This window comes from Pseudomonas sp. Gutcm_11s (genome assembly GCF_028649395.1).
Classification (GTDB): domain Bacteria; phylum Pseudomonadota; class Gammaproteobacteria; order Pseudomonadales; family Pseudomonadaceae; genus Aquipseudomonas.
In genome coordinates, this window is sequence record NZ_JAQSUW010000009.1 from 422,908 (window position 1) to 435,413 (window position 12,506).

The following is a 12,506-nucleotide window of genomic DNA, read 5'->3' on the forward strand; positions in this document are numbered from 1 at the left end:
GCCTTGGCTTAGCCTGTGCCTTCCATTTCTTCGCAGAGGTGCAGCCATGCAGCGTCCCGTTCTGATCGTTCCCGGCATCGGCAATTCCGGCCCGCAGCACTGGCAGAGCCTGTGGCAACAGGTCGAGCCTGGCTGGCGGCGGTTGCGCGTGCCGGACTGGGAGCAGGTGCAGGCCGGTGATTGGCTGGTGGCGCTGGAGCGCGAGGTCGCCGAACTGGGCGAAGGTGTGGTGCTGGTGGCGCACAGCCTGGGCTGCCTGGCCGTAGCGCAGTGGGCGGAGCAGTCGGAGCTGGCTGATGGTATCGCCGGGGCGCTGCTGGTGGCGCCGCCCGATCCGCAGGGGGCGGCCTTTCCTGCGCAGCAGGCGCAGGGTTTCCAGCCGGCGCGTGCGCCCTTGCCATTCTCGGCGCTGGTGCTGGCCAGTAGCGACGATCCCTATGCCGCCATAGAAAAGGCCCGCGACATGGCGCGGGCCTGGGCTGCCGAGCTGCTGGAGCTCGGCCCGCTGGGGCACCTGAATGCCGCCAGCGGTCTGGGCGAGTGGCCGCAGGGCAGGGCCCTGCTCAGCCGTTTCGGAGTCTGATCAGGTCTCGATCATGTCCTTCTGCTTCTCGGCTTCCTGCTGCGGCTGTTCTTGCTCGGACTTCGGCTGCGCCTGGTCCAGCCATTCGCGGGTGCCTTCCTGGGCCTGGTCGACCTTGTCGTTGAGCTGCTCGACCTGTTCATCGAGCCCCTTGAGGGTGTCGCCCAGGCTCTCTTTAACCTGATCGACGGCGGCCTGTTCGACCTTCTCGGCGAAGTTGGAGGCAGCCTGTTCGGCGCTGTCGCAGCCGGCCAGGGCGAGCAGGCCGAGGCCCAGTAGCAGCGGTTGGTAACGGTTCATGTGCGGGGCCTCCGATCAGGATTCGAGTTTGTGGGCGGGCTGGTTGCGGGTCTTCCACAGCGACAGCAGTACGCCACCGGCCAGCAGGCCCACGGTCACGCTGAGCGAGATCACGGCCGGCACCTTGCCGATGATGCCGTGCAGGAAGATCTTGCCGCCGATGAACACCAGCACCAGGGCCAGGGCGTACTTCAGGTAGGCGAAGCGATGGATCATCGCGGCCAGGGCGAAGTACAGGGCGCGCAGGCCGAGGATGGCGAAGATGTTCGAGGTGTAGACGATGAACGGGTCCTGGGTGATGGCGAAGATCGCCGGCACGCTGTCCACGGCGAACACCAGGTCGGCCAGTTCGATCAGGATCAGGGCCAGGAATAGCGGGGTGATCCACAGTTTGAGCTTGCCGCTGGCGTCTTCCTGGCGCACGAAGAATTTCTGCTCGTGCAGGCGGTCGGTCACTGGCAGGTGGTTGCGCAGCCATTTGACGAAGCGGTTGTTGGCCAGGTCCGGCTCGTCATCGACCTTGGAGAACAGCATCTTCACGCCGGTCAGCAGCAGGAAGGCGCCGAATACGTAGAGGATCCAGTCGAACTCGCTGATCAGCGCGGCGCCCAGGCCGATCATGATGGCGCGCAGCACGATCACGCCCATGATCCCCCAGAACAGCACCTTGTGCTGGTACTGACGCGGGATCGCCAGGAAGCTGAAGATCAGCGCCATGACGAAGACGTTGTCCATCGACAGCGACTTCTCGATGAGGAAGCCGGTGAGGTAGTCCATGCTGGCGTCGCCGCCTTTCTGGAAGAACACCCAGACGGCGAACAGCAGGCCCATGGAGATGTAGCCGGCCGACAGCAGCAGGCTCTCCTTGACGCCGATCTCGCGGTTGTCGCGGTGCAGGATGCCGAGGTCGAAGGCCAGCAGAGCGGCTACCAGGGCGAAGAAGGTCAGCCACAGCCAGGTGGCGGTGCCGAGCAGGTCGGCGAAGAGGAACGAATCTAGGGCAGTCATGAGCCCCTCCTTTCAGTCGTAGTTGTACCAACTATGACTCCGACATGGCGGCTGCAAACCGTCAGAGGGGCCCGGCGTCACGGCGCGCAGGATAAGGATTTTCCGGGCCGCCTCAAGCGCCGGGGTTTTGCAAAGTGTGTATTGCCTGGTTCGCTGCCGTCTGGCGCAGGGCGCGCGAGCCCTGCGGGTCGATACGATCTGACCGGCGGCGCCCGCTACGAACTGGGCTGCAGAGGCGGCAGGTAACGACTGCGCTCGACCTGCCACCAGCTGGGCAACAGCTGGCGTACCTCGCTGCGGGTGAAGCGGTCGTCCAGCAGATAGACCACGCCACTGTCCTCGGTGGTGCGGATCACCCGCCCGGCGGCCTGCACCACTTTCTGCAGGCCGGGGTAGAGGTAAGCGTAGTCATAACCGTTGCCGAACATCTGCTGCATACGTGCCTTCACCTCCTCATTGACCGGGTTGACCTGCGGCAGGCCGAGGGTGGCGATAAAGGCCCCGATCAGGCGCTTGCCCGGCAGGTCGATGCCCTCGCCGAAGGCGCCGCCTAGCACGGCGAAGCCGATGCCCTGGGAGCCTTCGCGGAAGCGTTCGAGAAAGGCCTGGCGCTCGGCCTCGTTCATGCTGCGCGACTGCGCCCACACCGGGATGTCCGGGTGCGCGCGGCGGAAGTTCTCCAGCGCCTGTTCCAGGTAGGCGTAGCTGCTGAAGAAGGCCAGGTAGTTGCCCGGCTGCTCGCGGAACTGGCGGGCCACCAGGTCGGTGATGGGCGCCAGGCTGGTTTCGCGATGCTGGTAGCGGGTGGACAGGTTGGCCAGCGCCTGGACCCTAAGCTGCTCGGCGCTGAACGGCGACTGCACCTCCAGCCACTGCCAGTCGCGCGGCAGGCCGAGAAGGTCGGCGTGGTAGTGGCCAGGGCTCAGGGTGGCGGAGAACAGCGTGGCGCTGTGGGCGTTGGCAAAGCGCTCGGCGAGGAAGCGCGCCGGCACTATGTTGCGCAGGCACAGGGTCGACAGGCTGCGGCTGCGGTGGGAGTCGTGGCGGGTGATGTCGAACAGCGAGTGCGGGCCGAACGCCTCGACCAGGCGGCAGAACAGCATGGCGTCGAGGTAGAAGCGCAGCAGCGTGGCCTGGTTGCCTTCCGGCTGGTCGGTGAGGTGATCGGTGATGGCGCTCACCGCCTTCTGCAGGGCGATGATGAACAGGTCGGAGATGGCCGGGTAGATCTGGTACGGCACTTCCTGGTCGCGGTGCAGCTGGTTCCAGTGGCGGCCGACGCGTTCCAGCACGCCCTTGAGGCCGGCCGGGGCGACCTTGCGCAGGGCGTTGAATTCGGCCTGGTCCAACTCGGCGCTGTACATGCCGCGGGCGCGGTCGATCAGGTTGTGTGCCTCGTCCACCAGCAGGGTGACCTTCCAGCCGTTGAGCACGGTCAGCCCATGCAGGAGGGCGGTCATGTCGAAGTAGTAGTTGTAGTCGCCGACCACCACGTCGCTCCAGCGGCACAGCTCCTGGGACAGGTAGTAGGGGCAGACCTGGTGCGCCAGGGCAATCTCGCGCACGGCCTCCTGGGTTAGCCAGCGGTGGTCGAGGGCGGCGGCGCGGGCGGCCGGCAGGCGGTCGTAGAAGCCCTTGGCCAGCGGGCAGGAGTCGCCATGGCAGGCCTTGTCCGGGTGCTCGCAGGCCTTGTCGCGGGCCACGTGCTCCAGCACCCGCAGCGGCATGTCGTTCTCCTGCTCGCGCAGGCTGGCCAGCGCGTCCAGCGCCAGGCGCCGGCCCGGGGTCTTGGCGGTGAGGAAGAACAGACGGTCCAGGCCCTGGCCGGGAAATGCCTTGAGTTGCGGGAACAGGGTGGCCAGCGTCTTGCCGATGCCGGTAGTGGCCTGCGCGACCAGGAAGTCGCCATCGCGGGCAGCGCGGTACACGGATTCGGCGAGCTGGCGCTGGCCGCGGCGGAAGCTCGGGTAGGGGAAGCGCAGCGTCTCCAGGCTGGCGTCGCGCTCCAGGCGGTGGGCGCTTTCCTGCTCGGCCCAGGCGACGAAGCACGAGCACTGCAGCTCGAAGAAGGTGCGCAACTGCTCGGCGGTGAAGTGCTCGCGAAACACCGTCTCCTTCTGCGAGAGGACGTTGAAGTACACCACCGCCAGGTCGATCTCCTCCAGGCCCAAGCTATCGCACAGCAGCCAGCCGTAGACCTTGACCTGGGCCCAGTGCAGCACCCGGTGGTTGTCCGGGATGCGCGCCACGTCGCCGCGGTGGGTCTTGATCTCCTCCAGCAGGTTCTGCGCCGGGTCGTAGCCGTCGGCGCGGCCGCTGACCAGCAGCCCGGGATACTCGCCGGCCAGCGGCAGTTCGGCGAGGTAGCCGGCACCGCGCCGGCCGACCACCGTGCTGTGCCCGGCCATGCCTTCGGCGGCGGTGGGTGCGGGGGTGAAGCGCAGGTCGAGATCGCCCTGTTTGGCGGTGAACTCGCACAGCGCGCGCACGGCCACGGCGTAACTCACGCGGTTGCACTCCAGCGCACGTAGCAGACGTCCACCGGCATGCCGTGCTCGGCACAGAAGGCCAGCCAGCGCTTCTGGTTGTCCTGCAGGCGGTCGCCGGGGCCCTTCACCTCGATCATCCGGTAGCGCCGCTCGGCCGGCCAGAACTGGATCAGGTCCGGCATGCCGGCACGGTTGGCGCGGATGTCACCAAGCAGGCGCTCGAACCACGCGCGCAGGTGCGCCGGTGGCAGGCAGTGCAGGGCAATCTCCAGTAGCTCGGGCGTCAGTACCGCCCAGTGCACGAAGGGCGAGACGATGCCGTGCTTGGCGGTGTAGGTGGTGCGGATCGCCTCGGCATGGCTGCCGTCATCGAGCCGCGCCAGGCAGCGCTCGAACAATTCGGCCCGGCGGCGTCGGAAGTCGGCGTCATGCAGGTCCACCGGCCCGGCGTGGAAGGGGTGGAAGAAAGCGCCGGGCAGCGGGGCGAAGATCGCCTCCCAGCAGAGCAGGCCGAACAGGCTGCAGACCAGGGTGTTCTCCACATAGAAGGCCGGCGCCTGCTCGTCGTGCAGGTGCTGCTGCACCGCCCATTCCACGCTGAGTTCCAGCGGTTGCGGCAGCTCTAGTTCGATCAGCCCGGCTTCGGCTGGCGGCTTGCGTGGTTGCTTGGGCAGGCCGAGCAGGCGCTGCAGGCGCGGTAGAGCGCGTTCCAGGGCCTGGGCTTCGGCGTCGTTGCGCGGGGTGAGCAGGGCGGTGGTTGCCAGGTCGTGGGCCTGTTGCAGCTCGCCGAGCTTTTCCAGCACTCGCACGCGGCGCTGACGGGCTTCGGCGTGGCTGCTGACGGCATAGAGCGCGGCGGCGCGCTCCAGCTCGACTTCGCGTTCCAGTTGCTGGCCGAGATGGAACAGCAGCTTGGCGTGGCGGCGGGTAAGGTGCGGGTTTTCGCTGGCGAATTCGCCCAGCTCGAGCAGCACTTCGGCAATCGAAAGGCCGGCCTCGAACAACTCGCGGCAGTGCTGCAGGTGCAGGTAGTCGTCCAGATCCTTGCGGCTGCGGAAGCCGCGCGACTCGGCGCCGATGGGCACGCTCTCGTAGCGGTAGACGCCCAGCTCGGCGAGCACGAACTCGGACCAGTCCTGCGCCAGGTTGCCGAAGAACAGCAGGCGCAGGCGATCGCACAGTGGTCCGATGGTAAGGCTGAACAGGCGGTCCAGTTGCGGGCACCAGTGCGCGAAGGCCTGTGCCTGCATATAGGAGGGAAGCAGCACCTGTAGCTGCTCGTCCTTCTTCAGTCCGCGTATCGGTGCCAGCTCGGCGAAGCTGGAAAGCAGCTCGTCCTTGCGTAGCAGGGCGAACAGTTCGGCCAACTCCAGCCTGGCGTCCTCGATCAGCCAACCCTGCTGCAGCAACGGCTCTGCGGCCGAGGCGATATCGCCGATCTCTGCATAGCTCAGCTTGCTCGCCCTGAAATGCAGGCCTTTGCGCATGATCAGACGCACCAGCAAGGCCTGGGATGCCTGCGGCAGTTCAGCGAATTGCTGCAGGAAGGCCAGCTCCTCGGCATCCAGCAAGTCGCCATAACGCTCGCTGATCCACGCCAGCGCGGTGCGGAAGTTGTCGAGGTAGTAGAGGGGCGAGTCGAGAGAGGCGAGCATGGTAAATAACTGGCTTTATATACAGTTATGGTGCGTGAGATACGCCAGCAGGGCAACCCTGCACCGACCGCCTGCATTGCCGTCTGGCTCATAGCCTGAACCGCAGGCTGCCACGCCGACTCGAAAGCTTTACGCAGGCGTCTGGCCCGCACAGCGCAGGAGGTCACCATGGCGCAATGGACCATCAGCTACAGCAAGGACAACAACACCTGCACCCTGGACATGCAGGCCCAGCAAAAGCCTGAGATGGAAGAGGCGGTACGTTTCGTCCTCGACTGGGCCGGCGCAAATCTGGAAAAGGGTGAGTATGGCGACGGCCAGGACAAGCGCAGCCGCGAGCCGGCGGTGCTCTTGCTACGCCACTACGGCATCACGATCACGGGAATTTCGGAGTCCTGAAGGCGGACATGAAACAGCCCCGGACAGGGATCGCCGGGGCTGGTGAGACACTACGCCGTCAGGCTGCAGCGGAGTTGCCGATCAACATGCCGTGTTGAACACGGAAGAGATGGCCTTGGATACGGAGAGTGAAAGGGCTGCGGTTGACTATCTGTGCTCCATCCCGAAGCAGGGTTTCGACATGCGCACGCAAAGCTAGGTATTTCCGTTGTTCCTTCATCGGAAAGCTCCTGGTTGAGTTCGCCAGAGGCTACCAGAGCTTGTGACCAAGTCGACATTCCAGATGGCGAAAAAGCGTGATGCGATTCGCATTTTGTAGTGGCTATTTGATACTCACCGCTGCCGCCGCCCCCGAAAACGACAAAGCCCCGTGAGGTGCGAGGCTTTGGAGAAAGTGGAGCGGGTGATGGGAATCGAACCCACGTCATGGGCTTGGGAAGCCCAGGTAATGGCCATTATACGACACCCGCTCGGGCGGCTGACTTTGTACCAGAATCGCCCGTGCAGGTGAAGCTGAGTTGCTCAGACTGCCACTGCGTGAAGCTCTCGCACCTCGTCGTGCGAGCGAAGATCTCGTGGCAGCAGGAAGGCCAGTAGCGCGTCGCGGGTCTGCATCCAGGCGGCCTTGTGTTCCATGTCGAGGAAGTGGCCGGCCTGGGCGATGGTGCGGAATTCGCAGTGGCGCACGTACTGGGTGAACATGCGCGCATCGGTCGGCGTGGTGTACTCGTCCCATTCGCCATTGACGAACAGCAGTGGGATCTCGATTTCGCCGGCGAAGCGGATGCATGAGCGGCCCTCCATTTTCAGCACGTTCTGCACATGGAAGTTCATCTGCTCGTATTCATAGGCTTCCAGGCTGGTGATGTGGCGGTGGTTGTAGCGCTTGAACAGCGAGGGCAGGTGCTTGCCGATGGTGGCGTTGAGCACCGCGCCGATGCTTTCCCGGTCGCAGGCATCCATCACTTCCACGCCGCGGGTCAGGTAGCCGAGCATGGCCTGGTTGACGATGGGCGAGAACGAGTTGATCACCGCCCGCTCGATCCTTGCCGGCTTGCGCGCTAGCGCCTGCAGCGTGGCGATGCCGCCCCAGGAGAACGACAGCACGACGTCGCAGGCGAAGTGCTCGATCAGTTCGAGGAGGATGTCGGCTTCTTCTTCACGGGTGAGGAAGCGCTCGTGGCGGTTGTGCTCGCGCGATTGCCCGGCATAGGGCAGGTCGAACAGCAGCACGTTGAAATGCGGGTGGAGATAGCGAACCGTCTGCGCGAAGGATGCTGTGGTCGACAGCGAGCCGTTGACCAGGATGATGGTCTGCTCGGCGTTGTCGGCCCGGTAGAACTCCGTGTAAACCCGATGTTGCCCCTGGATATCCAGCACAGTGGTTTCTGCTTTCATAGTCATGCCCCTGACAGCGTATTGCGGACGCGCAGCGAGACGTCGAGGCTGCGCGAGCTTCAGGACAGGTAGGCATGGGCCTGGGAAATGGGGCCTGGTCGGCTCGAGAGGCTGGCCGATGATTATTGTTGGAGGCGGGGCGCTTTTCGTCCGGGCATCGAAAGTTCGATTGGCAGACCCGTGTGGTGCGGCGAAAGGCGTGTTAGATGTCTTTTGAGACTTATCGGTCACTAATGGACCGTTGATTGGATTCAAGCAGCCTCGTGTTACCGATGCAAGTCATGCCGGTGAATTGCGCCTGCCGCTGGTCGGGCATCCTCAGACCAGCGCGATTTCCTCTGCGGACAGGGCGCGGTACTGGCCAGGCGCCAGCGCCGGGTCCAGTTGCAGCGGGCCCATGCGCTCGCGATGCAGGCCGATGACCTTGTTCTGGAAGTGGCCGAACATGCGCTTGACCTGGTGATAGCGGCCCTCGTGCAGGGTCAGCAGGGCGCTGTGGCTGTCGAGAATCTCCAGCTCCGCGGGCAGGGTGGTGAGGTCCTCGTAGGCGAAGTACAGGCCCTGGGCGAAGACCGCGATGTATTCCTCGGTGATCGGTTGCTCGGTGCGAACCCGGTAGACCTTGCCCAGGCGGCTGCGCGGCTCGGTGAGGCGGCGTGACCAGAGGCCGTCGTTGGTGATGACCAGCAGGCCGGTGGTGGTCAGGTCCAGGCGCCCGCCGATGTGCAGCTCGTGCTTGTCCGGCTCGTCGAACAGGTCGAGCACGGTGCGATGCTCGGGGTGTTCGGTGGCACTGACCACCCCAGCGGGCTTGTTGAGCATGAAGTAGCGCGCCGGCTTGCCAGCCTGCAGCAGTTCGTCGTCCAGTTCGATGCGGCTGAATTCACGCACCTCAAAACGGGCATCGCGTACCGCGACGCCATCCACCCGCAGACGCCCGGAGGCGAGGAGCAGGCGGGCATCGGCGCGGCTGAAGCGGGGCAGGTTGCTGAGGAAGCGGTCGAGGCGCATCGCTAGTCTGGCTTGCGCTCGTCCAGGGCGCGGGCGCAGTTGAGGCAGAGGCAGGTCTTGTCACGCAGCTCGGCTGGCAGTTCTTCGAGCACTTGTGGGGCGATCGGCGTATGGAAGCACCAGCAGTCCTGCACCGGCTGCTCCTGGCCGGCCTGTGTGCAGCTATTGGGCTTGCCGCAACGCGGGCAGCGCTCCGCATCACTCACTGCTGCAGGCCGCCGGTGTCTTCGCACACGCGGTTACGGCCGGACTGCTTGGCTCGATACAGCGCGCGGTCGGCGCGGGCGATGAGGCGCTCGAGGCTCTCGTCTCCCTGCAGTTCGGTGACGCCGATGCTGGTGGTCACCTGCAGGTCGACGCCATTGAACGGGAACAACTCTTCCTCGGTCTGCTGGCGGATCTTCTCGGCCAGCAGGCGTGCGGTGGTGGTGCCGGTGTCCTTGAGCAGCAGGATGAACTCCTCGCCACCCCAGCGGCAGATGATATCGGACTGGCGCAGATTGCCCTGCAGCGAGCGGGCGAAGCCGCGCAGCACCTGGTCGCCGGCCAGGTGCCCGTGGGTGTCGTTGAGCAGCTTGAAGTGGTCCAGGTCGATCAGTAGAGCGCTCAGAGGGCTGCGCTCGCGTACGGACTCATGCAGGGCCTGGGTGGCGAGCAGGTCGAAGCCGCGGCGGTTGGGCAGGCCGGTGAGCACGTCGGTGGTGGCCAGGGCGGCGATGCGCTTCTGGTAACGACGGGTCGCCAGGTAGACCAGTACGATCACCAGCAGGCTGACCAGGGCGCAGATCAGCAGGTTGAGGTATAGGCCCTGGCGGATGTCGGAGAGGGCGCCGTCCTCGATCTTGTCGACGAACAGGAACCAGTCCAGCTCGGGGATGTAGCGCACGTTGAGGAAGTGGCGGTGGCCGCCTTCCACGTATTCGTAGCGCCCGCTATCGGGCTTCGGCAGTACTGCCAGCAGCGGCTGCAGCGCGGGCAGATCGCCGAGCACCTGGCCACGCTGCAGGCCCAGCGGGCCGCCACCGGCGCTGGTCAGCACCAGTCGCCCGTTGCGGTCGGTGAAGTAGATGGTGCGGTCGTAGCGGCGCTGATAGTCGTCGACCAGCTTGACCACTGCATCCACGGTCAGACCGACGCCAGCCACGCCGATGAACTGTTCCTGGTAGTCGAACACCTTGAAGTTGATGAAGAACGTCAGGCGGTCGCTGTTGGCCATGTCCGGATCGACGCTGATCTCGTAGGGCTCGGCCATGCCTCGCACGCGGAAGTACCAGGCGTCGCGCGGTTCGTCTTCCTTGACCTGCTTGAGCACGCCCTTGGCCTGGTAGTAGGTTCGGGTGCGTTCGGAGATGAAGAAGCTGGTGAAGGTGCCGTAGTGGTCCTGGATCTCGCGCAGGTAGCGCGTCATCGGCCCGATGTCCTGCTCGCCGTTCAGCGCCCAGTCGCGCAGGAAGGTGTCGCGCGACATCATCGAGGCGATCTGCGTGGGGCGGATCAGGTCCTTCTGGATCTCCGAATAGATGTTGTCGGAGGTCAGCGGCAGCTCGGTGTTGACGATGTTGTCGCGGATGCTGTCGCGCGAGACGTAGTAGCTGACCAGGCTGGTGGCGAGGAAGCCGCCCAGCAGGAGAATGGTCAGGAGCAGCAGGGTGATCTGGGCCTTGCGGGACGTGCTGAGCGGCATGGGACTGAGGCCTTTAGGACGTGGCGCAATGCTAGCGCGGCGCGCCGTTTTCGTCATCGCGATTGCTGGTTTTATCGGTAATTCGCACGTCGCTCAGCCAGGGCTCCAGGCGTTGGCCGAAGCTGATCTCGGCGCTGAATGGCTGGTCCGCATCGTTGTAGTAGGTGGGCAGCCGCTCGGCCAGCGCCTGGCGCCAGGTATGGGGCACGTTGATGCTGGCGTTGCTCGGGTCGAAGGTACCGCTGAGCGATGTGTCGGTCTCGTTGTAGCAGCGGCGCCAGACGCGCACTGTACCGCGCAGCAGCATGTAGCGGTCGCGGTCCGGATAGCGCTGGCGCAGGGCCGCGGCCTCCAGGCCGACATCGGCGAGGAACAGCCGGCTCTCCTTGCTGCGCTCGTCTGCCAGGGCCTTGCTCGCCGCCTTCTCCTGCTCCTGCCGCTCCTTGTCGCCCGGCAGCTCCTGCAGTTTGGCGCTGGCCTGCTGCAGATGCTGCTCGGCCTGTTGCAGTGATTGCTGATAGAGCGGGCCGTCCAGCTCCAGGATCGCCCAGGCCGCGCGGGTGTCCTGGCGTGGCTCGGGGCCGCTGCTGGGCAGGCCCACGGCCTGCAGTTGCGCCTTGGTCAGTCCGCGGTCGCTGTAGCAGTGATTCTTGTCGGCCTTGGGGTGCACGGGCATGCGCCAGTCCAGGCGCATGCTCAGGCCGCTGTTCTCCTTTCTCGGACCGTCCCAGTCCCTGTGCAGCTCGCGCTGGGACAGCAGCAGGCGGCTCTCCGGCTCGCCCTGGCGGTTGTACCAGACGCCGGCGAGGGCCACGGCGTTGCTCAGCAGGATCAGGCCGAGGCCGGCAAGCAGGCCGTGGCGGGGTTTGATGGCGATCATGCGTGGTCACCTCCCTTGCTGCCGCGGCGCAGGCGGCCGAGCACCAGCAGCGCCAATATCGCCGTGAGGCCGAGGATGAGGAAGAACAGGTACTTGGGCAGCACGTCCCACCACCAGTCGACCATCTTGATGAACAGGAACAGCAGGAAGGACAGCTGGCCGAGCAGGGTGACTTCCGCCCAGTCGCGACGGATGCCGAGCCAGATGAACAGGGCCGAGGCGGCGAAGCCGAGCAACTGGTAGGCCTTCTCGATGCTGGCGTATTCGAACGGCAGGTAACTGCCTCGGCCCCAGTTGGCCAGCACCAGCATCGGCACCAGCAGCGCCAGCATGCCGACGATGCGGTAGGTGGCGGCGAAGCCGCTGAAGCGTGCCTGGGACAGCAGCGCCGGCAGCACGAACACCAGCAGGCCGCCGGGCAGGAAGTGTTCCGGCCTCTCGGCTGCTTCCAGCCACAGCCAGCCGCACCATTCGCTGAGGCGCGTGCCGCTGTAGGCCAGCAGGCAGATCAGGCCGGCGGCCAGCAGCAGGCGTGCATTGCAGGCGTAGGCCAGCAACAGGGAGTAGGCGGCCCAGCACAGCAGGGCGTTGTCCGAGGGCGTGATGTTGAAGATCTGCCCGAGCATATGGATGTTGAGGACGAAGCAGGCCAGGGCCAACACGCCGGCCAGCTTGGCGAAGTAGCCAGAAGCGTCGCGGCGCTGTAGGGCGAAGGTCAGCAGCAGGCTGCCGAGCGAGAAGCCGACCAGGATGCCGACCTGCAGCGCTTCGCCGAACAGGCCCCAGAACTGGTAGAAGAAGAACAGCAGGCTGGCGGCCAGGGCCACCGCACCGAGCAGCGAGACCACGCGCATGCTCAGCGACAGGCGCTTGGTCTGCAGGTCGTGGTCGATATCGAAGCTGCTGCGGTACTGGGCCAGCAACTGGTCATGATGGGCGGCGATGCGGGCAAGCGGTTCGTCGCCCAGGGCCAGGGCGTCCTCGGTGCGCAGGCGCTGGGCCTCGCGGCGGAACGCCTGGATATCGTCGGCCCGTTGCTGGGCCTGGTCGCGGGTCAGCGGCATGGTTCTTCCCTGTGGATGCGCTGCCCGCGACTGTA

The 12,506-nt window shown here is 65.5% G+C and carries 12 protein-coding genes and 1 tRNA gene; 2 read left to right on the forward strand and 11 right to left on the reverse strand.

Annotation, left to right across the window (positions count from 1 at the left end; translation table 11 throughout):
* Positions 1-46 precede the first annotated feature (46 nt).
* On the forward strand, positions 47-583 hold the full coding sequence (locus PTT45_RS04585) for an RBBP9/YdeN family alpha/beta hydrolase (RefSeq protein ID WP_273811749.1): 537 nt from the start codon (positions 47-49) through the stop codon (positions 581-583).
* Here the strand turns inward: PTT45_RS04585 and PTT45_RS04590 are convergent, their stop codons facing one another.
* The 4 genes from PTT45_RS04590 to PTT45_RS04605 form a co-directional block, all read right to left on the reverse strand.
* The gene (locus PTT45_RS04590) at positions 584-883 is read right to left on the reverse strand and encodes a hypothetical protein (protein WP_273811750.1); all 300 of its coding nucleotides are present in this window, start codon (positions 881-883) and stop codon (positions 584-586) included. It abuts the gene before it with no gap.
* A 15-nt stretch (positions 884-898) separates the two neighbouring features.
* Entirely contained in the window at positions 899-1,891 is a 993-nt protein-coding gene (locus PTT45_RS04595) for a TerC family protein (RefSeq protein ID WP_273811751.1), read from the reverse strand.
* A 215-nt stretch (positions 1,892-2,106) separates the two neighbouring features.
* Positions 2,107-4,398, reverse strand: coding sequence for an ATP-dependent DNA helicase (locus PTT45_RS04600; RefSeq protein WP_273811752.1), 2,292 nt, complete (start codon positions 4,396-4,398; stop codon positions 2,107-2,109).
* Positions 4,395-6,035, reverse strand: a complete 1,641-nt coding sequence (locus PTT45_RS04605) for a VRR-NUC domain-containing protein (protein WP_273811753.1) — start codon at positions 6,033-6,035, stop codon at positions 4,395-4,397. Before PTT45_RS04605 ends, PTT45_RS04600 begins: the two co-directional genes overlap by 4 nt.
* Positions 6,036-6,203: 168 nt before the next feature.
* Between PTT45_RS04605 and PTT45_RS04610 the strand changes: the two genes are divergently transcribed.
* The gene (locus PTT45_RS04610) at positions 6,204-6,434 is read left to right on the forward strand and encodes a hypothetical protein (protein ID WP_273811754.1); all 231 of its coding nucleotides are present in this window, start codon (positions 6,204-6,206) and stop codon (positions 6,432-6,434) included.
* Between the two features lie 395 nt (positions 6,435-6,829).
* Here PTT45_RS04610 and PTT45_RS04615 read toward each other — a convergent pair.
* The 7 genes from PTT45_RS04615 to PTT45_RS04645 form a co-directional block, all read right to left on the reverse strand.
* Positions 6,830-6,904, reverse strand: a tRNA-Gly gene (locus tag PTT45_RS04615).
* A gap of 52 nt (positions 6,905-6,956) precedes the next feature.
* Positions 6,957-7,832, reverse strand: coding sequence for an alpha/beta fold hydrolase (locus PTT45_RS04620; protein WP_273811755.1), 876 nt, complete (start codon positions 7,830-7,832; stop codon positions 6,957-6,959).
* Between the two features lie 318 nt (positions 7,833-8,150).
* A complete protein-coding gene (locus tag PTT45_RS04625) occupies positions 8,151-8,843 on the reverse strand; it encodes a pseudouridine synthase (protein ID WP_273811756.1) in 693 nt (230 codons plus the stop codon).
* A gap of 2 nt (positions 8,844-8,845) precedes the next feature.
* Positions 8,846-9,076 (reverse strand): cysteine-rich CWC family protein, encoded by a 231-nt coding sequence (locus tag PTT45_RS04630; RefSeq protein ID WP_337961732.1) that lies wholly within the window; start codon positions 9,074-9,076, stop codon positions 8,846-8,848.
* Complete coding sequence (locus PTT45_RS04635) at positions 9,046-10,527, reverse strand: sensor domain-containing diguanylate cyclase (protein ID WP_273811758.1); 1,482 nt, start codon at positions 10,525-10,527, stop codon at positions 9,046-9,048. The genes PTT45_RS04630 and PTT45_RS04635 overlap by 31 nt, the downstream gene beginning before the upstream one ends.
* A 31-nt stretch (positions 10,528-10,558) precedes the next feature.
* Entirely contained in the window at positions 10,559-11,407 is an 849-nt protein-coding gene (locus tag PTT45_RS04640; RefSeq protein ID WP_273811759.1) for a DUF4824 family protein, read from the reverse strand.
* Positions 11,404-12,471: a DUF2157 domain-containing protein gene (locus PTT45_RS04645; protein ID WP_273811760.1), complete on the reverse strand. Its 1,068-nt coding sequence runs from the start codon at positions 12,469-12,471 to the stop codon at positions 11,404-11,406. Before PTT45_RS04645 ends, PTT45_RS04640 begins: the two co-directional genes overlap by 4 nt.
* Positions 12,472-12,506: the final 35 nt, after the last annotated feature.

Excerpts from the sequence above, each read along its gene's own strand:
- PTT45_RS04585 (WP_273811749.1), top strand. The coding sequence starts at position 47 with ATGCAGCGTCCCGTTCTGATCGTTCCCGGCATCGGCAATTCCGGCCCG.
- PTT45_RS04590 (WP_273811750.1), bottom strand. The coding sequence starts at position 883 with ATGAACCGTTACCAACCGCTGCTACTGGGCCTCGGCCTGCTCGCCCTG.
- PTT45_RS04595 (WP_273811751.1), bottom strand. The coding sequence starts at position 1,891 with ATGACTGCCCTAGATTCGTTCCTCTTCGCCGACCTGCTCGGCACCGCC.
- PTT45_RS04605 (WP_273811753.1), bottom strand. The coding sequence starts at position 6,035 with ATGCTCGCCTCTCTCGACTCGCCCCTCTACTACCTCGACAACTTCCGC.
- PTT45_RS04610 (WP_273811754.1), top strand. The coding sequence starts at position 6,204 with ATGGCGCAATGGACCATCAGCTACAGCAAGGACAACAACACCTGCACC.
- PTT45_RS04620 (WP_273811755.1), bottom strand. The coding sequence starts at position 7,832 with ATGAAAGCAGAAACCACTGTGCTGGATATCCAGGGGCAACATCGGGTT.
- PTT45_RS04625 (WP_273811756.1), bottom strand. The coding sequence starts at position 8,843 with ATGCGCCTCGACCGCTTCCTCAGCAACCTGCCCCGCTTCAGCCGCGCC.
- PTT45_RS04635 (WP_273811758.1), bottom strand. The coding sequence starts at position 10,527 with ATGCCGCTCAGCACGTCCCGCAAGGCCCAGATCACCCTGCTGCTCCTG.
- PTT45_RS04640 (WP_273811759.1), bottom strand. The coding sequence starts at position 11,407 with ATGATCGCCATCAAACCCCGCCACGGCCTGCTTGCCGGCCTCGGCCTG.
- PTT45_RS04645 (WP_273811760.1), bottom strand. The coding sequence starts at position 12,471 with ATGCCGCTGACCCGCGACCAGGCCCAGCAACGGGCCGACGATATCCAG.